This window comes from Massiliimicrobium timonense, assembly GCF_002160865.1.
Taxonomy (GTDB): Bacteria; Bacillota_I; Bacilli_A; order Erysipelotrichales; family Coprobacillaceae; genus Allocoprobacillus.
Genome location: NZ_NFLJ01000002.1, coordinates 64,847 through 84,062 on the forward strand (window position 1 = coordinate 64,847; position 19,216 = coordinate 84,062).

Sequence of the window (19,216 nt, forward strand, 5' to 3'; positions counted from 1 at the left end):
ATTATGATAAATTTTGATTGTATATAAGAGTCATATTTTATATAATATTGATGTAAAAAAGAAAGGATGAAGTTTTATGGCTGGTGTGGTTGTAGTAGGAAGCATGTGGGGAGATGAAGGTAAAGGAAAAGTTACTGATTATCTTGCCCAAAAAGCTGATGTTGTCGTACGTTATGCAGGAGGAAACAATGCAGGACATACGATTGTGTATGATGGAAAGAAATTTGCATTGAAATTAATACCTTCTGGAATTTTTAGTGGACATGAAGTCATTATGGGTAATGGGATGGTTGTCAATCCTAAAGCCTTTTTGGAAGAAGTCAAATATTTAAATGATGCGGGTATTGATACAAGTAAGATTCGTGTGAGTGATCGTTGTCATGTGATTTTACCTTATCATCTTGAAATTGATGCGATTCAGGAAGCAAGAAAAGGAGATCACAGCATTGGGACAACAAAACGTGGTATTGGACCATGTTATATTGATAAGTATAGTCGTATTGGTATTCGTATGGGTGAGTTTATTGATGAAGAATTATTTTTAGAAAGATTAAAAGAAACTTTCCCAATGAAAGTGATGGAATATCCTGAATTAGAAGGACAATTCACTGTTGAAAGTATTTTTGAAGAATATAAAGAATATGCCAAAGTAATCAAACCACTTGTTTGTGATACAGGAATGTTATTAGATCAATATTTACGTGAAGATCGTAAAGTGTTATTTGAAGGTGCGCAAGGTGCTATGTTGGATATTGATTATGGAACTTATCCATATGTAACAAGCTCTCATCCAGGTGCTAATGGGGTGAGTGAAGGTACTGGTATTGGGCCTTTATATATTAAAGAAGCAATTGGGATTATCAAATCATATACAACACGTGTAGGAGCTGGACCTTTCCCAACAGAATTACATGATGAAGTTGGAGATTTCATTCGTGAAAGAGGACATGAATATGGAACAGTGACACAACGTGCAAGACGTACAGGATGGTTTGACGCTGTGGTTGTCAATCAATCACGTAGAATGTCTAGTTTAACAGGAATTGCTTTAATGTTATTGGATGTTTTAAGTGGATTAGATACCATTAAAATCTGTACGGCCTATAAATATAAAGGTGAAGTGATTCATGGTTTACCTTCTACAATTAAGGGTATTGAAGAAGTGGAACCTATTTATGAAGAAATGTATGGATGGAAAGAAGATATTACACATGTGAAATCTTTTGAAGAATTACCAGTCAATTGTCAAAACTATATCAGACGTATTGAAGAGTTAATTCATTGTCCAATTGTCATGTTCTCAGTAGGACCAGATAGAGAACAGACAGTTGTTTTAAAAGATATTCAATTTTAAGGAGGGAAATGAGTGAAGAGAGAATTAGTCATTGTTTTAGACTTTGGTGGTCAGTATAATCAGTTAGTGGCTAGACGTGTTAGAGAATGTAATGTTTATTGTGAAATTTATTCATATAAAACAGATCTTGAAAAGATTAAAGAAATGAATCCTAAGGGAATTATTTTAACAGGTGGACCTAACAGCTGTTATGAAGCAGATTCACCTACATATTCAAAAGAATTGTTTGAACTGGGTATTCCTGTTTTAGGATTATGTTATGGGGCACAATTAATGCAACATGTTTTAGGTGGTAAGGTAGAACGTGCTGATGTCAGAGAATATGGAAAATCTCATTTGATTGTGAGTAAAGAAAATTCAGCTTTATTTACGAATGTGCCTAAAGAATCAACTTGCTGGATGAGTCATTTTGATTATATTTCTGAGATTGCTGATGGATTTGAAATTTCATCTTATACAAAAGATTGTCCAGTGGCTTCATGTGAAAATGAAGCAAAGAAATTGTATGCCATTCAATTCCATCCTGAAGTTTTACATACAGAATATGGAAAAACAATTTTATCTAACTTTGTCTTGAATGTTTGTGGATGTTCAGGAGATTGGCGTATGGACTCATTTGTTGAAGAACAAATCAAAGCTATTAGAGAAAAAGTTGGAGATGGAAAAGTCTTATGTGCCTTATCTGGTGGAGTGGATTCATCAGTAGCAGCAGTTCTTCTTTCTAAAGCGATTGGAAATCAATTGACTTGTGTATTTGTTGATCATGGATTACTTCGTAAAAACGAAGGTGATGAAGTGGAAGCTGTTTTTGGACCTAAAGGACCATATGAATTAAACTTCATTAGAGTAAATGCGCAAGAAAGATATTATGAAAAATTAAAAGGTGTGACTGAACCTGAAGCCAAAAGAAAAATTATTGGTGAAGAGTTCATTCGTGTCTTTGAAGAAGAAGCGAAAAAGATTGGGGCTGTTGATTTCTTAGTTCAAGGAACAATCTATCCAGATGTTGTTGAAAGTGGATTAGGTGGAGAATCTGCAGTCATCAAGTCACATCATAACGTAGGTGGACTTCCTGATTATGTAGATTTTAGAGAAATCATTGAACCATTAAGAGATTTATTTAAAGATGAAGTTCGTAAAGTGGGATTGGAATTAGGTATTCCTGAATATTTAGTATTCAGACAACCATTCCCAGGACCAGGACTTGGTATTCGTATTATTGGCGAAGTGACTGCTGAAAAAGTCAGAATTGTACAAGATGCAGATGCTATATATCGTGAAGAAATTGCTAATGCTGGATTAGATCGTACAATTGGTCAATACTTTGCAGCACTGACAAATATGCGTTCTGTTGGTGTCATGGGTGATGAAAGAACTTATGATTATGCGATTGCTTTACGTGCTGTCAATACAATTGACTTCATGACTGCAGAAGCAGCACAAATTCCTTATGAAGTCTTAAATAAAGTGATGTCAAGAATTATTAACGAGGTTCGTGGTGTCAATAGAGTATTCTATGATATTACATCGAAGCCTCCTGGAACGATAGAGTTCGAATAAAAAGGTAACTTAAAAATAGCCGATAAATAAAGCATATTTTGAATATTAAAAAGAAAATGACCTTAAATTGACCATAAAAAGTCAAAGAATGGGTCATTTTTTAATTATGTATAAAAAAGAATCGTTTGGTATTACGATTCTTTGATTTCTAAATGAAAAATCTAGCTTTTAAACTAATTATTAGTTATATAGAATAAAAATTCTCAAAATATGTATTGGTTAAATTTAGTTATATCTTTATCAATTATCTGTAGGCATACTGTCAATTAACTCTTTAATAGCAGTAGCTTTATAAACAATACCTAATCCTAAAATTTCTTCCGAAAGCAATTGAGTGCCCGTTTGAATAGATTTAATTTGATTGTTTCGAATCATTGTAGCTGATACAATTCCTAATAACTTAATATCTTTTTTACCTAAATTAATTTGTCCATTTTTGAAGTTTTCGTAAGTTAAATCAATATATACTGGACTCCCACTTGAACCAGGGAAAACTTGTGCATCAATGATAAATACATCATCTCCGTTATAGTTGTATTTTGGATGACTTGCAATCATTCCAGTACGTATTAAGGGTAAATTATTTTGTTTGTCATATCTATTATCAGGATATCCAACAAAAAATACATTTTCTGCAATACTTAATTCTGGTTCATCAAATGATGCTAACATATCATAGTCTACTGTTTTAAAGTATAATTGGTTAGGAAACATAATAAATAATCTTGTACACTCTAAAATCGCAATATCTATATTAGGATTAGGATGTTGAACAATGCTATCTTTTATATCAGTGATGGGAATACGAACCGTATTTCCTAAATCGGGGTTATTGTCTTTTGATTTTGTAAAAGTTATTGTAATAGAATTGGCATTGCACAAAACATGTTTGTTTGATATCAAATAAACTTTATATTTATCTTCTCCAACAGGACGTTGTAATAAAAAACCAGTTCCTATTGAAAAAAGATTACCATTTTCATTAATACATTCGATTCTTAATGTAGTGAATAAAACTTGTTCAAAAATCGTTGCCACTAATATATCCTCCTTTTTATTATTTTTTTTCTAACCATTTTTTTCTAGGATCTTTATTGATATTCTTTTTTGAATATTCTGGGTATTTTAGCATCCAATCTATAAATTGACTTTTAGTTATTGTACCGTTTTGGAATGCTTCGTATTCATCATACCAATCATGTAAGCTTTCAACGAGTGAATCCATTGCAATATTTTTATCTATAGTTAAATATACTTTACCATCAATTTTTATAGGATGTAGACCATAAGAGAAATAATATTCAAATAAATTATACATGGCTCCATAATATGTATTAATATCAGGGTTATCTAATGCCCATTCATTAACATCCAAGATACGAGCCATTTGTTCAATAATGTCTTTTCTAGGCATTTTTTTATCTGATTCATATTGGGATATACGTACATCGGCTTGTCTTTCAGGTATGTTCAAATTCATCCCTAATTGTTTCATTGTAAATCCTCTGAAATTTCGTATTCTCTTTAGTCTTTGACCAAATGACATAAATATACTCACCCCTTTCCCCTTAATTATAGCATGCATATCTTTAATGTAAAGAATATACTAAACTAAAATGATTAAAAATTAAACTAAAAAAATTAGAAAACATATTGACTTAATCTATAAAGATTAGTATTATAATATTGTACTAACTTTAAAAGATTAGGAGGTTGAGAAAAATGAGTACAGAATTATTTATTAAGGCATCAGAAATAGCCGAAATCATGGGAAAATCTAAATCCTATGGATATAAGGTTGTAAGAACATTAAATAAGGAGTTGTCTGATAAAGGTTACATGATAGTTGAGGGACAAACCAACAGACAGTATTTTTATGAAAGATTTTATGGAATGATACCAGAAAAAGGAGATGATAAAAATGCCGGTATATCAAAATGAAAAAAATAAAACTTGGTTTGTTAAGTGTTATTACAAAGATTGGCAAGGAATAAATAGACCACACACTAAACGTGGATTTTTAAGAAAAACCGATGCCCAAAACTATGAACGTGAGTTTAAACTAAAAAAAGCACATTCTACTGATATGAAATTTTCTGATTTTATTGAAATATATGAGAGAGATTGTTTAGCTAGACTAAAGTACAATACAAATATGACGAAAAAATATTTGATAAAAGATAAAATTCTTCCATATTTTGAAAATAGAAAATTAAATGAAATAACACCAGCTGATGTTATTGAATGGCAAAATACTTTGTTGGCTTATAGAGATAGTAAAGGTCATTGTTATAGTCAAACCTATTTAAAAACAATTCATAATCAATTGAGTGCTATATTCAATTATGCATGTAAATTTTATAATTTAGCAGATAATCCAGCCAGAAAAGCAGGAAATATGGGAAAAGAGCAATATGGAGAAATGTTGTTTTGGACAAAAGAAGAATATATTAAATTCTCAGAGTCAATTATGGACAAGACAATTAGCTATATGGCATTTGAACTCTTATATTGGTGTGGGATTAGGTTAGGTGAGTTGTTAGCATTAACACCTGAGGATTTTGATTTGAAGACAGATACAGTCTCTATTACAAAGTCATATCAACGATTACAAGGTAAAGATTATATCACTGATCCAAAAACTAAAAAAAGTATTAGAAAAATTAAAATGCCCCATTTTTTGACAGAAGAAATTGAAAATTATATTAATTCAATCTACAAATTAGAAAAAAATCAGAGAATATTTCAGATTACTAAATCGTTTCTTCATCATGAGATGGATCGAGGATGTAAACTTGCAGGCGTAAAAAGAATTCGTATTCATGATTTACGACATTCACATGTATCTTTGTTGATTGAGCTAGGATTTACACCATTAGCAATTGCAGAACGAGTAGGACATGAAAGTATTGATATAACTTATAGATATGCACATCTTTTCCCAACAAAAGGTGCAGAAATAGCAAATAAGTTGGATAAAGAAAAAGAGGAGGCAATGACATATGTCTGCAAAGAATAATGATATGCAAGGGAGATTTCGTAGAATCGTTGTTGCATTTCGTGTTTCACAAGAAGAAAGTGATGTAATTAATCGAATGGTTGCCTTATCTGGTCTAACTAAACAGGATTATCTTATTCGATGTACAAGTAATACTGACATTGTTGTTCAAGGTAATCCATATGTATATCGCTCTTTGAAATATGAACTAAATCATTTTATTGATGAGTTTAAACATTTGGGGAATTTAGAGGAAATAGAATTAGATGATTTAATAGTATTAAGGCGAGTTTTGGAAATTGTTATTGCAATGCATGATAAAAAAATGGCACAAATTAAAGTTCAAAAGGAGTCACCTGAGAAATGAAGTCCTTACAATCTGAAGCTTTAATTTATGCTCAAAATCATTTTAAAATATTTCCGCTAAAAGTCAATTCAAAAAGTGAACAAGTCTTAAAATCTTGGAAAGAAGAAGCGGTAGATGATATTGATCAAGTAACAAAATGGTGGAATAATAATCCATTATATAATATTGGATTGAAAACAGGAAATGGTTTAGTTGTTATTGATGTTGATTGCAAAAATGGCAAGAATGGCATGGAACAATTAAAGCCATTTCTTGCCAACTTTCCTAAAACAAGAATAGCGAAGACTTGTAATGGTGGATATCATCTCTATTATAAGGTAAACAGAGAAGTTCGTAACTCGATTGCTTTAATGGAAGGAATAGATGTACGAGGTGATGGTGGTTATGTATTAGCACCTCCCAGTGTTGTTGACGATAAATCTTATGCATGGGTCAACAATCTGCCGATAGCTGAAGCAAATGATGCAGTGTATGATTTTCTTTCTAAAACGAAGAAAGACACAACGAAGTCATTGGATGATTGCTGTTTGATTCAAGAAGGGAAAAGAAATGACTACTTATTTAAAATGGCATGCTATTTACAGAAGAAAGGATTTCATGACGAATCGATTAGGCTTTGTATTGCTAAAGAGAATGAGAAGCGTTGCTACCCATCGTTAGAGATGAAAGAAGTCAATAGTATCTGTTCAAGTGCTTTAAACTATGATAAAGGCTTTATTCAAACGAAAAGAGAAGTGGAGTATGGCGGAAGATTTACTGCAAAAGAATTATTATCATCCGATATAAAAGAAGAACAGGATATTGTGGAAGATATGATTCCTATTGGTTTAACTTTGATTGGAGCTCCACAAAAAACTGGAAAGACATTCTTTGGATTACAGCTAGCCGATGCAATTGCAAGTGGTAAAAAATTCTTAGGTAAAAATGTGAAACAAGGAACAGCCTTATATCTAGCATTTGAAGATCATAAGAATAAGATACAAAAGCGATTAAAAACAATGAAGATTGAAGAAAAGGATAATCTTGTTGTTGATGTGCTGAAGTCAGATAATTATTTTGACTTAGAAAAAAGAATTCAAAAGGAGTTAGAAATCAATAAGGATTTGAGAGTGGTCGTTGTTGATACCTTTGCAAAGATGAGAAGAAATAAAGATAGAGATTATGATTCGGAATATTCTGAATCAACGTTGTATCATGAACTAGCTTTTAAATATAATTTGTCGATCATTCTAATCACTCATGTGAAAAAGGAAATAGATCCTAATCATCCTTTTGATTCCATTTATGGAAGCAGAGGGATAATAGCAGGAGCGGACAGTATTATCGTTTTGTTTAAAAGAAATTTCTTGTCCAAGAACCGACAGTTAGCAATTCAAGGAAAAGATTTTCCTGAGGAAGAACTGACGATCTGTCAAAATGAGATGTGTCTTTTTGAAATCGTTGAAAATGACTTCGATGAACAGATTGATGAGAATCTCAGTAAGGTCATCAACTTCATTGTAAGAAATAAAGTTTATGAGGGATCTCATGAAACCTTATGCTCTAAATTATCATTAAAGCTAAGAGGAAAGGGACTGCAAATTCTTCTAACCAAAAATAAAGATTTTCTTAAAGACTCATTCATAACGTATGAAATTCTACCGAGAACAAATAAGGCAAGACTAATGAGATTGGTTTATGAAGGTGATGAAGAAACATAAAAATTGGTGACGGTGTGACGGTGTTTCGGTATAGCAAAGTGTCCGTCACACCGTCACTCGTCACTTCAATTAAAATTCACGATATATGTATTAGCAAGCAACGTATTTTGTCCCCAAAATACAATCAAGTTGGACGGTGCCAACAACGAAAGGATGTGGAATAATGAAACGAAATCATGAAATCAAGATTCGATTTAACGAAAAAGAATTTGAACAGCTGACGGAAAAAGTTCGTAAATCAAAACTCAGCAGAGAGAAGTTTATTCGTCAATGTATTTTGAAAAAATCAGTCAAAGAACCACCTCATTTGGATTATTATAAGTTATTAAATGAGTTCAATCATATAGGAAATAATCTCAATCAAATCGCTAAATCTTTAAATAGTAGACAGGATAATTCATCATTTCTTGTTGAGGTTACGATTGAAGAATTAAGAAATATGATTAAAAATTTGGATGAAAAGGTAAGGGGTGATTAAAGCAGTAACTGCAATTTGGGCGATAAGAGATCGTTTGGATAATGCCATTAAGTATGTAGAAGATGATGAAAAGACAATTGAAAAAGCCTTTGACTATATCAGCAATGATGAGAAAACAGATGGCCAAAAATATGCAACTTATCTCAATTGTGATGCATTTCAACCACAAAAATCTATGAGCACTACAAAGAAAATGTTCGATGATACAAAACCAATTGTTGCATATCATGGTTACCAGTCTTTCAAAATTGGAGAGGTGACTGCTGATGTTGCACACGAAATTGGTGTAAGGTTAGCTCAGGAATTATATGCAGATCGATTTGAAGTTATCGTTGCTACACACCTAGATAAGAAGCATGTTCATAATCATATTCTCTTAAACTCAACATCATTTGTTGATGGGAAACGCTTCTGTAATACGAAAAAAGATTACAGAAAAATGCAGGAAACCTCTGATAAATTATGCTTGGAATATGGTTTATTTGTCATTAAAAATCCTCAGTACAAGTCAAAAAAAGTCAACTATCATGTATTAAATTCTTATATGAAGGACATCAAAAAAGATATGGATATTCTAGTTGAACAAAGTAGTTTTGTGGATGTGTTTTGGGATAACATGAAGAAAAAAGGATATGCTCTCGAAAGAATTGGAGAAGAATATGCCATTTATCATCCGTATTATTCAGAACCAATCTTTCTAAAAACGTTAGGGGAACAATACCATTATGAAAATATTGAAGACAGATTAATCGATAAAAGAATACTTCCACAAGAAACTGAACATACAAAAAGTTATTATCAGTGCAAAGAATATTATAAAAAGTATAAGAAAAAACAACTCACTGGACCTGCAGGAATAAGAGTAGCTTATCTTATTTCATTAAATGTTTTACCAACTCGTAAACAAAAATTATCAAAGGAAGCAAGGCAAGCATTAAGAAAACTGGATATGTTTGTGAAAGAAATTGAATTGTTATATCATAACAAAATTGAAGATATAAACCAATTGGATGACTATCAACAAGTAAAACAGAATGAATTAGATAAACTAATCAAAGAAAGAAAATACTGTTATTATCGTCGAATGAAAGCTACTAGCGAAGAGGAAAAAGATGAGTGGTCAGCAAAAGCAAAACAATTTACACCAGCAATTAAAAAGTTAAGAATGGAAGTCAAAGCATGTGATAACATTCGAAATAGAAGCTTTAAAGATGATGTAGAACGTATCGCATGGAAGAAAATAAAACAAAGAGAACAGTCACGTTAGGAGGAAAAGTAGATGAAAGAAATGAAGTACCAACAAGTAGGAGATTATGAATTTCCAGTTCTAAAACAAGAAGAATCATTACCTAATTTAACAAGATTTGGACGAATGTATTTGAAACATTTAAAAGAAAATTATAAAGCACATTATCTAGCGTTACTTGCAGAAAATAAGCTAAATGATGAACTGTTATCAATGGATCATCAGATGAATGATCGATATAATGTATTAGTAAAGCAACTTATGGAAGAAAGAAGTGTCAATGAAGAACTAAAAGAAAAAGATCAAATGAGATGGGTGCAGGAAATGAACAACATAAAAAATAGTGCTGAAGAAACATTGTTTGATGAGTTTCTTAATATAAGATAAAAAATACTTATCACGTTTATAAAAGCTCGCATCAATATGCGAGTTTTTATGTTGATTTAACTAATGATAAAAGGATATAATAATATTTACAGGAGGTCATTATGGCTATTTCATATAATAAATTATGGAAGTTATTGATTGATAAAAATATGAGTGCTTCCGAATTAAGAAAAGGAGCAGGTATTGCACCAAATACAATGACAAGGATGAGAAAAAATCAAGAAGTGTCATTAGCTGTTTTAGAAAGGATATGTCATTATATAGAGTGTGATTTTGGAGATTTGATTGAATACGTTAAAGATAATTTAAAAGATGAAGGTGGTGTGAATCACTGTGATTGATATTATTGAAGAAGAGTTAATGAATATGTCGGTAAAGGTTTTTAATGTACTGTTAAAGGATAGAACAACAAAGAAAAATATTTGCTGGGCAACAGATCATTATATTGCCTTTGGTGATGCATATTATCCACAAGAACCTATCACTAAAGATCTTATTACTGGAAAAAACTCTCATATTATTTCGCCAAGAGTTGCGAAAACATTAGAGGATCAGACGAAAAGAACGAAGGAAAAAGCAGAAGTTTTTACTCCTTCATGGGTGTGTAATGAACAAAACAATTTAATTGATGAAGCATGGTTTTGTCGTAAAGATGTTTTTAATAAAACAGTAGGACAAACATGGATTACAAATAAAGAAAATATCGTTTTTCCATCAAATAAAAATTGGAGAAAATATGTTGATGCTAGAAGATTAGAAATAAGCTGTGGAGAAGCACCTTATTTAGTAAGTAGATATGATACTGTCACTGGTAAGGAAATACCGCTGGAAGACAGAATAGGTTTATTAGATAGAAAGTTTCGAGTTGTTAATGAAAATACAGTAAGTGAAGAAGATTGGTTTGAGTGGGTAAAAAGAGCTTATGAAAGTACATATGGTTATGAATACCAGGGAGATAGCTTGCTACTTGCTAGAGAAAATTTGCTTTACACATTTATTGAAAACATGGAGTATAAGTTCTCTCATAAACCTAGTGAAGAGCAACTTTTGACCATTGCAAAAATAATTTCATGGAATCTATGGCAAATGGATGGCATAACATTGAATGCTCCTTATAGTGAGCGTGAAAGAGTTAATACACAATTGTCTATTTTTGATTTCTTGGATAATGAAGAAATCTCGGAAAAAGAACCAATTCCATGTAAAATATATGATTGGAGAGCAAATACAAGTATAGAATTTAAAAGTATAATGAATGGAGGAGTTAAGTAATGGAAAGCAACGATAATATACAGTTTAAAAATGCATTTAATTATAAGGTTATCTATGCTTTTACAGTTAATGATGAAAAGCATAAGGGGCTAATAAAAATTGGAGATGCAACTGTTTATACGGACTCCTCGATTGATAAACTTTCACCTAATTGTAGAGAATTGAATCAAGCTGCTTTAAAGAGAATCAAGAGTTATACAAACACTGTAGGGGTAACTCCTGTATTATTACATACTGAATTAGCTATTAAAGAAGAACATTCGAAAGATGGAAGTGTTCAATTAAAAGCATTTAGAGATCATGAAGTACATCATGTTTTAGAAAATTCAAATATTAAAAAAGTGAAAATTGATGGTAGTACGGGGCGTGAATGGTACCGTATAGATAAAGATACTGCAATAGAGGCTATTCAAGCAGTAAAGAAGAATTATGCCAATTTAAGTAATTCTAAAACAAGTAAGTATGTTCCAATCATATTCAGACCAGAACAAAAAGATGCGATTGAAAGAACAGTTAAACAATTTAATAAGCATGATCGCATGCTTTGGAATGCAAAAATGAGATTTGGAAAAACTTTAAGTGCATTAGAAGTAATAAAACGTTGTGGATTTAAAAAAACAATCATTCTTACTCATAGACCAGTTGTCAATGATGGATGGTATGAGGACTTTACAAAGATTTTTTATGATACCGATTATTTGTATGGTTCAAAGTCAAATGGATATGATGTGAATACTTTGAATAATAAAGGTAAAGGATTTGTGTATTTTGCATCGATTCAAGATCTTAGAGGGTCTGAAGCTGTTGGTGGAAAATTTGGAAAGAATGATGAAATATTCAATACAATTTGGGACTGTGTTATTGTAGATGAAGCTCATGAAGGAACTAAAACGACTTTAGGTGATGAAACCATTAAAGCTATTGTCAAAGAAGAACTTAAAAAAACGAAGCTATTAGCTTTATCAGGAACTCCTTTCAACATTTTAGATGAATACGATGAAGAATCTATATATACATGGGATTATATAATGGAACAGGAATGTAAATCAGAATGGGACAAACTCCATTTTGGAGATTCTAATCCTTATGAAGAATTACCAGAATTGCGTATATATACATATGATCTTGGAGAACTATTGCATAATAGTAATTATATTACTTATGAAGATAAAGCTTTTAATTTTCATGAATTTTTTAGAACGTGGACAGGAGACTTCAAATTTGATTATGCACAAATGCCTGTAACTGCGAAAATAGGTGATTTTGTTCATGAAAATGATATTTGGTCATTTTTAAATCTAATGACTAAACTTGATGATAAGAATAGTTATCCTTATTCAAAAGAGGAGTATCGTCAATTGTTTAAACATTCTCTTTGGATGGTTCCAGGAGTACGTGAAGCAAGAGCTTTGAAGAGTTTAATGATGAAACATCCAGTATTTGGCAATGGACAGTTTAATATTATAAATGTAGCTGGAAGTGATGATGAAGAATCTGCTGATGCACTAAATAGTGTAAAAAATGCTATTAGTGAAGCCGAAAAAAATGATACATATACTATTACTTTATCGTGTGGAAAGTTAACAACAGGTGTAACAATTAAGGAATGGACAGCTGTATTTATGCTTGCTGGTTCATATTCTACTTCTGCTGCAAACTATTTACAAACAATATTTAGAGTACAGTCTCCATGCAATAAGAATGGTATGATAAAAGAAACAGCGTATGTATTTGATTTTGCACCAGATCGTACATTAAAAATGGTATCACAAGCTGTATCCGTATCTTCAAAAGCAGGTAAAACCACTGATGGAGATAAACAAATATTAGGAAAATTCTTAAATTACTGTCCTGTAATTTCAATTTCTGGATCGCAAATGAAAGAATATCAAGCTGATAGATTGTTACAACAATTAAAAAAAGCGTATGCTGATAAGGTAGTTCGTAATGGCTTTGATGATAGTAATTTATATAATGATGAATTATTAAAATTAGATGAACTTGATATTAAGAAATTTGATGAGTTAAAAGGAATTATTGGTAAATCAAAAGCAGCTAGCAAGCAAAATGATATTACTGTGAATGATCAAGGTTTAACTAACGAAGAATATGAAAAGGAAAAGAAATTAAAGAAGAAACCTAAAAAGGAATTAACTGAAGAAGAAAAGGTATTCTTAGAAGAATTAAAGAAGAAAAAGAAAGTACGTAACGATGCAATTTCAATATTAAGAGGGATTTCTATACGTATGCCATTACTTATTTATGGTGCTGATGTTCCATACGATGAGGAAATCACCTTAGAAAGATTTATTGAAAAAGTAGATGATTCTTCGTGGAATGAATTCATGCCGACAGGTGTCACAAAAGAAGCTTTTCAAGAGTTTAAGAAATATTATGACGAGGATGTATTTATTGCGGCTGGTAGAAGAATCAGGAATATTGCACGTGAGGCCGATACACTTGAACCAACAGAGCGTGTCAAAAAGATTGCTTCATTATTCTCAAATTTTAAAAATCCTGATAAAGAAACCGTTTTAACGCCTTGGAAAGTAGTTAATCTACACATGTCAAATACTTTAGGCGGTTATGATTTCTGGGATGAAAATCATGAACACGAACTTGATAAACCTCGATTTGTTGATAGAGGTCAAGTAACTGATGATACATTTAGTAATACATCTGCTCAAATTTTAGAAATCAATTCAAAGACAGGACTTTATCCATTATATGTTACATATAGTATTTATCGAGCTAAATGTAAAGATTATAACGATGATGAATTTACAATAGAATTAGAAAGAAGAATATGGAATGACACAATCCAAAATAATGTATTTGTAATATGTAAAACACCAATGGCTAAACATATAACTCAAAGAACGTTAGCGGGATATTCAAAAATAAAAATTAATGCACACTATTTTGATGACTTGATTAATTATATGGAAAATAAACCGCAACAATTTATTGAGCGTGTGCTTAAATCAAGTTATTGGAAGAAAGGAGAAAATGGTCAAATGAAGTTTGATGCTATAGTAGGTAATCCACCTTATCAAGAATCAACAGAAGGCACAAGTGATAAACCTGTATATCATTTGTTTATGGATACTTCATTTAATATTTCAGATAAAGTAACATTCATTACACCTGCAAGATTTTTATTCAATGCAGGAAAAACACCAAAGGATTGGAATAATAAAGTATTAAATGATGAACATTTTAAGGTAGTATATTATACGGCTAATAGTACAGATGTGTTTCCGAATGTAGATATTAAAGGTGGCGTAGCTATTACCTTAAGAAATAAAAATGTGAATTATGGGGCAATTGGTGTATTTACTCATTATAATGAATTACGTACTATTAAGGAAAAAATTATTAATAATGCTACAAAATTTATCTCTGATATAGTGTATGCACCTGAAAGCTATAAATTTAGAAGAAAATTGCATGAAGATTATTCTAATATAAGATACATAGATGAAAACAATGGTATTTTGAGTAAAGGCCACGACTATGATCTAACATCAAATATTTTTGATAAGCTTGAAAATATTGTGTTCTTTTCAGAGAAACCTCACGATCAAGTTGAATACGTCAAAATAATGGGAAGAAAATCAAATACCAGGGTATGTATGTGGATTAAAAAAGAATACATAGAACTTCATGATAATTTAATGAAATGGAAAGTTATCTTGCCAAAATCAAATGGATCAGGTTCTTTTGGTGAGGTTTTATCTTCTCCTGAAATAGGTCAGCCTGCAATGGGGCATACTCAAACATTTATAAGTATTGGTGCATTTGAAACTTCATATGAAGCTAAAGCACTCTTGAAATATTTAAAAACTAAGTTTGCTAGGGCATTATTAGGAATATTAAAAGTAACTCAAGATAATAAAAAAGCAGTATGGAAGTATGTACCAATACAAGATTTTTCATTAGATTCTGATATCGTTTGGTCAAAATCTATTTCTGAAATAGATCAACAACTTTATAAAAAATATAATCTTTCAAATGAAGAAATTACGTTTATAGAAGAAAATGTAAAACCAATGGATTGATGGAGGTATATGAATGGAATCTGTTGTTAGTATTTTGATAACTTCTTGTATTCCCGCTCTTATTAGCGGAATTGTAACATATGTTATTACATGTAAAAAAGCAAAAGATGAAATTATGAAATTGCAAGAAAGTAATAAACATGAAATTGAAAAATTGATGAAGCAACATGAAATTGATATAGAATCCTTAAAGGAAAAGCATAATTTTGAAATAGAAAAAAGTAATCAAGATCATAAACATAAGCTTGAATTATTGGAATTAGAACATAAGAATGCATTAGAAAGTAAAGAAAAAGAACAAAGCAATGCTGCAATGTTTGGCGTAATAGCGGATTTATTAACAGATCCAAAAAAATTAAGCGGAATTATGACTCTTGCAGACGATCCACGATTTAAAAAATAAATATTATGGAATAGAACAAATTACCTGAAGTAATAAAAGTTCAAATTGATGTTAAGACTTTATATTATTCATATGATTAAAAAAATTGCTATGAAAAAGAGATAATTGAAAATAAGGTAGGATAGAAAATGAATAGAATAGTAAATAGTTTGATAAAGGTAGATTTGCATATACATAGTGAGTATAGCAAAAAAGACGGCGATTTAGTCAGCAACAATACAAAGGAAAATATCCCTATTTTAATGGGAAAACTAGAAAAAGAAAAAGTGAATATGATTGCAATAACAGATCATAACGTTTTTAATTTTGATCTGTATGATACATTAGTTAACAACATGAGTTTGTGCAAGACTTTACAATCTATACTACCAGGCATTGAATTCGATGTTTTTGAAAATGGAGCAAGGTTTCATGTGATTGCGATATTTGATGATACTAATAAAGATAAATTGAAAGATATTGAAAAAATTCTGCAAAAATATAAATTTGATAATAAAGAAAAGAAGCCTAATGCTTATAAATTTTCAACGTTTAGAAGTATTATTACTGATATTAATCTTAATGTAGTATTAATTGCTCATCAAAAAAGTGGGATAAGAGTAGAAAACCAAAATGAAAATTTGGCTGGTGTGGGTGAGGAACAATTTGACTATATTGTTAATTGTGAATATTTTGATGCATTAGAATTTAGAAGTGGAAGAATAGAAGGAATTCTAAAAAGTTATCAAAATGAGAAAGATCTTAAAAATATGAGATATATAACTGGTACAGATTGTCATGACTGGACCGTATATCCAAAACAGAAAAAGACTGATAAAAGTGATATTAGATATTCTTATATAAAAAGTTTACCAACATTTAAAGGATTAGTAATGGCATTAACAGAAAGTAGAAGAGTTACTACTGCATACTATGATATTAGAAAACCATACTTAGATAAAATATCTTTAAATATAAAGAACCAGGTAGTTGATTTAGAACTTTCTTCGGGATTAAATGCAATTATTGGAGATAATTCTATTGGGAAAAGTTTAATTCTTGAATACTTATATAATCCCAAATTGACAAAAATTGATAAAACAAGAAAAGAAGGATATAAGAGATATTGTGAATCGAAAGAAATATCAGTAGTTCCTATAGATCAAAAATTACTCAAATCTATCCATTTTGATAGGCAAGGTAATATAAGAAAGTTGTTCCAAGATAATAATAGTCTTAATAATTATCCACAATTTCAAAAACATTTTAACGATTTGATTATTGACTCATATGATGCAATATTTGATAAATATATTGATAGAGTTTTAAATAAAATAAAAAACAATTATCAATTAAAAAATGCGAAAAGAAATTTAAACTTTGATTTAGATATTCCCGCAGATGTTGAGGACAATAATTATCAACTTCATGCTGTTTCAAATATAGTTTGTAAAACAAAAGATTATTCTCAAATTATAGATAATATCAAAAATGTTTTAAATCAATTAAAAAAATTACGTGATACAAAAGATTTGTTAGAAGAAGATATTAAGATAATAAATTTAAGTATCGAAAAATATCAAGAAATGAAGAAAAAGTATGAGAAATTAAAAATCGATGAGAAGATACATAATTCAATATGCTCAACAATAAATAAAGTCTTTGAATCACACGAGAAAGCAGTAAATAAAATCGTTCAAGATCAAGAAAGAAAAAGAAATAATTTCAATACAGATTTAATTAGTTTTCAGCAACGAATAGTAGATTATATTGATAAAATAAATACAAAAAATGAAGATATATTATTTGATTATAAAGATATCCTTATAAAACAAGAGGAGAATCCATTAAATGGTTATATATTTATAACTAGAACAGTTGTTTCAAAAATTACATCGGAAATTATAGAAGACATTTTAATGTATCCTTTTTCTAATAATAATAAATTATCATACCTTTCGAAAGTAGATAATGATAACTTTATTGACTCCTGTGCTGATACAAAAATAAAAAAATATTTAGATGAAGGGAAAGACATTAATATAGCATATAAACAATGTGTAAAAGATTATGTTAAATCCGATATTTTGAAAATAGATTATGCGATCTTAAAAGAAGAAGATTCTGAGTTGAGTGGTAATTCACCGGGAAAAAATGCATTAATTTATTTAGATCTATTGTCCTATGATTTAAACAATAAAATGTATATCGTTGATCAGCCGGGAGATGATGTTTCCCAAAATAAAATCACATCAGATTTAATAGATATTTTTAGAAAAATATCTGATAAAAAACAAGTTTTGTTCATTACACATAAACCTGAGTTAGTTGTAAATCTAGATGTAGACAATGTGATCGTTTTAAAAAATGATGAAGATGGTATAGTTGCTTATAACGGAGCATTAGAATACCAAGATGAAAATATTAATATTTTGAAAGATATTGCAGATACTTTGGATGGAGGAGTAGATGTAATAAGAAAGAGGTGGAAAAGATATGACAAAAGAAATAACAGTAAAAATTGATGAAAATTATAACTCAGTTATTTCATGCGGTAGTAAAACATTAACTGTATCTATAACGGAAAAAGTAATTAACTCTCAAGATTTTTTTAACTTATTGGATTATGATGTAAATGATAATTTTGAATGCCCTGATCAAGAGTATGAAATAGAATTACACAAGGAATTAGATTCTAAGCAAAAAGAAGCGTATAGATTAATGAATTATTGCATTAAACTTGTGAAGTCGGTTATTAAAGAATTAAACCAAAAAAGTGAAGAATTAAGAAATAAAGATGATAGTATACCCGAATAATAGTATTATCTATTGTAAAAAGATATGTACTCAAAGAGTACTCATGGTGAGTACAAAATGAGTACAAAGAATTAATATTTCTCGAATAATAGAGATATCTGGGAAAATATAGATAAAAATATGTATAAAATAGTATGAAAAAGATAGAAAACCAATTGAAAGGAAGCGAGTTCGAATAGTATCAATTTAATTTTGTATGTAAAATCGTCATAAAAATGGCGATTTTTCTTTTGTTTATATTATTTTATATAGTTTATATAATTTACCATATTGGAAATAGTATCATTTAGTATTTTACTAATGAATTATACAAAGTAAACAAGTATATGGGTAATATGTTAACAAGTTAATGGAAAATATTATGATTTTAAGTCAGAAAAATGGATGGGTTATGGAAATATTAACAGATAAAATGATGGATACTATATTTTCAACAATATAAAATAAATACATAAATTAGTAAATGATTGAAAGGAAAGAAAAACTTTTTATTGACGCAAGTGATTTTTATGCTTTTTGTAGCCAAAACAGTAATTTAGCATTTAAATATTGACTGTGATATATAGTTTGGTATAATATGTTTAGCAATTTGCC

At 30.0% G+C, this 19,216-nt stretch carries 17 protein-coding genes; 15 read left to right on the plus strand and 2 right to left on the minus strand.

The window, feature by feature from the left end:
• The first annotated feature begins 76 nt into the window (after positions 1-76).
• A complete protein-coding gene (locus tag B5E75_RS01075; RefSeq protein WP_087356971.1) occupies positions 77-1,354 on the plus strand; it encodes an adenylosuccinate synthase in 1,278 nt (425 codons plus the stop codon).
• A gap of 12 nt (positions 1,355-1,366) precedes the next feature.
• Complete coding sequence (gene guaA, locus B5E75_RS01080; RefSeq protein ID WP_087356972.1) at positions 1,367-2,914, plus strand: glutamine-hydrolyzing GMP synthase; 1,548 nt, start codon at positions 1,367-1,369, stop codon at positions 2,912-2,914.
• Between the two features lie 240 nt (positions 2,915-3,154).
• Here the strand turns inward: guaA and B5E75_RS01085 are convergent, their stop codons facing one another.
• Together B5E75_RS01085 and B5E75_RS01090 are read right to left on the minus strand one after the other, a co-directional pair.
• Positions 3,155-3,952, minus strand: a complete 798-nt coding sequence (locus tag B5E75_RS01085) for a S1 family peptidase (RefSeq protein ID WP_158094014.1) — start codon at positions 3,950-3,952, stop codon at positions 3,155-3,157.
• A gap of 19 nt (positions 3,953-3,971) precedes the next feature.
• Positions 3,972-4,460: a helix-turn-helix domain-containing protein gene (locus B5E75_RS01090; RefSeq protein ID WP_087257663.1), complete on the minus strand. Its 489-nt coding sequence runs from the start codon at positions 4,458-4,460 to the stop codon at positions 3,972-3,974.
• A gap of 176 nt (positions 4,461-4,636) precedes the next feature.
• Between B5E75_RS01090 and B5E75_RS01095 the strand changes: the two genes are divergently transcribed.
• The 13 genes from B5E75_RS01095 to B5E75_RS01155 all read left to right on the plus strand — a co-directional run bounded on the left by B5E75_RS01095 (position 4,637) and on the right by B5E75_RS01155 (position 18,622).
• Positions 4,637-4,855: a MarR family transcriptional regulator gene (locus B5E75_RS01095; RefSeq protein ID WP_087257617.1), complete on the plus strand. Its 219-nt coding sequence runs from the start codon at positions 4,637-4,639 to the stop codon at positions 4,853-4,855.
• Complete coding sequence (locus B5E75_RS01100; protein WP_087257620.1) at positions 4,836-5,933, plus strand: site-specific integrase; 1,098 nt, start codon at positions 4,836-4,838, stop codon at positions 5,931-5,933. Before B5E75_RS01095 ends, B5E75_RS01100 begins: the two co-directional genes overlap by 20 nt.
• Complete coding sequence (locus B5E75_RS01105) at positions 5,917-6,279, plus strand: plasmid mobilization protein (RefSeq protein WP_087257623.1); 363 nt, start codon at positions 5,917-5,919, stop codon at positions 6,277-6,279. The genes B5E75_RS01100 and B5E75_RS01105 overlap by 17 nt, the downstream gene beginning before the upstream one ends.
• Positions 6,276-7,979, plus strand: coding sequence for a bifunctional DNA primase/polymerase (locus B5E75_RS01110; protein WP_087356973.1), 1,704 nt, complete (start codon positions 6,276-6,278; stop codon positions 7,977-7,979). Before B5E75_RS01105 ends, B5E75_RS01110 begins: the two co-directional genes overlap by 4 nt.
• Positions 7,980-8,142: 163 nt before the next feature.
• On the plus strand, positions 8,143-8,457 hold the full coding sequence (locus B5E75_RS01115; protein ID WP_087300257.1) for a plasmid mobilization protein: 315 nt from the start codon (positions 8,143-8,145) through the stop codon (positions 8,455-8,457).
• Positions 8,450-9,724 carry a relaxase/mobilization nuclease domain-containing protein gene (locus tag B5E75_RS01120; RefSeq protein ID WP_241146594.1) on the plus strand — a complete coding sequence of 425 codons (1,275 nt, stop codon included), beginning with the start codon at positions 8,450-8,452 and terminating at the stop codon, positions 9,722-9,724. Before B5E75_RS01115 ends, B5E75_RS01120 begins: the two co-directional genes overlap by 8 nt.
• A gap of 12 nt (positions 9,725-9,736) precedes the next feature.
• Positions 9,737-10,090 carry a TnpV protein gene (locus tag B5E75_RS01125; RefSeq protein ID WP_087302759.1) on the plus strand — a complete coding sequence of 118 codons (354 nt, stop codon included), beginning with the start codon at positions 9,737-9,739 and terminating at the stop codon, positions 10,088-10,090.
• Between the two features lie 101 nt (positions 10,091-10,191).
• Positions 10,192-10,431, plus strand: a complete 240-nt coding sequence (locus B5E75_RS01130; RefSeq protein WP_087302761.1) for a helix-turn-helix domain-containing protein — start codon at positions 10,192-10,194, stop codon at positions 10,429-10,431.
• Positions 10,424-11,362: a restriction endonuclease subunit M gene (locus tag B5E75_RS01135; protein WP_239406469.1), complete on the plus strand. Its 939-nt coding sequence runs from the start codon at positions 10,424-10,426 to the stop codon at positions 11,360-11,362. The genes B5E75_RS01130 and B5E75_RS01135 overlap by 8 nt, the downstream gene beginning before the upstream one ends.
• Positions 11,362-15,423, plus strand: coding sequence for an Eco57I restriction-modification methylase domain-containing protein (locus tag B5E75_RS01140; protein WP_087302763.1), 4,062 nt, complete (start codon positions 11,362-11,364; stop codon positions 15,421-15,423). The genes B5E75_RS01135 and B5E75_RS01140 overlap by 1 nt, the downstream gene beginning before the upstream one ends.
• A 13-nt stretch (positions 15,424-15,436) precedes the next feature.
• Positions 15,437-15,826: a hypothetical protein gene (locus tag B5E75_RS01145; protein ID WP_087302765.1), complete on the plus strand. Its 390-nt coding sequence runs from the start codon at positions 15,437-15,439 to the stop codon at positions 15,824-15,826.
• A gap of 128 nt (positions 15,827-15,954) precedes the next feature.
• Entirely contained in the window at positions 15,955-18,330 is a 2,376-nt protein-coding gene (locus B5E75_RS01150) for a hypothetical protein (protein ID WP_087302767.1), read from the plus strand.
• Positions 18,302-18,622: a hypothetical protein gene (locus B5E75_RS01155; RefSeq protein WP_087302769.1), complete on the plus strand. Its 321-nt coding sequence runs from the start codon at positions 18,302-18,304 to the stop codon at positions 18,620-18,622. The genes B5E75_RS01150 and B5E75_RS01155 overlap by 29 nt, the downstream gene beginning before the upstream one ends.
• Positions 18,623-19,216: the final 594 nt, after the last annotated feature.

Coding starts and splice junctions, on each gene's coding strand:
- B5E75_RS01145 (WP_087302765.1), top strand. CDS start 15,437: ATGGAATCTGTTGTTAGTATTTTGATAACTTCTTGTATTCCCGCTCTT.
- B5E75_RS01150 (WP_087302767.1), top strand. CDS start 15,955: ATGAATAGAATAGTAAATAGTTTGATAAAGGTAGATTTGCATATACAT.
- B5E75_RS01100 (WP_087257620.1), top strand. CDS start 4,836: ATGCCGGTATATCAAAATGAAAAAAATAAAACTTGGTTTGTTAAGTGT.
- B5E75_RS01090 (WP_087257663.1), bottom strand. CDS start 4,460: ATGTCATTTGGTCAAAGACTAAAGAGAATACGAAATTTCAGAGGATTT.
- B5E75_RS01140 (WP_087302763.1), top strand. CDS start 11,362: ATGGAAAGCAACGATAATATACAGTTTAAAAATGCATTTAATTATAAG.
- B5E75_RS01130 (WP_087302761.1), top strand. CDS start 10,192: ATGGCTATTTCATATAATAAATTATGGAAGTTATTGATTGATAAAAAT.
- B5E75_RS01125 (WP_087302759.1), top strand. CDS start 9,737: ATGAAAGAAATGAAGTACCAACAAGTAGGAGATTATGAATTTCCAGTT.
- B5E75_RS01075 (WP_087356971.1), top strand. CDS start 77: ATGGCTGGTGTGGTTGTAGTAGGAAGCATGTGGGGAGATGAAGGTAAA.
- B5E75_RS01105 (WP_087257623.1), top strand. CDS start 5,917: ATGTCTGCAAAGAATAATGATATGCAAGGGAGATTTCGTAGAATCGTT.
- B5E75_RS01095 (WP_087257617.1), top strand. CDS start 4,637: ATGAGTACAGAATTATTTATTAAGGCATCAGAAATAGCCGAAATCATG.
- B5E75_RS01115 (WP_087300257.1), top strand. CDS start 8,143: ATGAAACGAAATCATGAAATCAAGATTCGATTTAACGAAAAAGAATTT.
- B5E75_RS01155 (WP_087302769.1), top strand. CDS start 18,302: ATGACAAAAGAAATAACAGTAAAAATTGATGAAAATTATAACTCAGTT.
- B5E75_RS01110 (WP_087356973.1), top strand. CDS start 6,276: ATGAAGTCCTTACAATCTGAAGCTTTAATTTATGCTCAAAATCATTTT.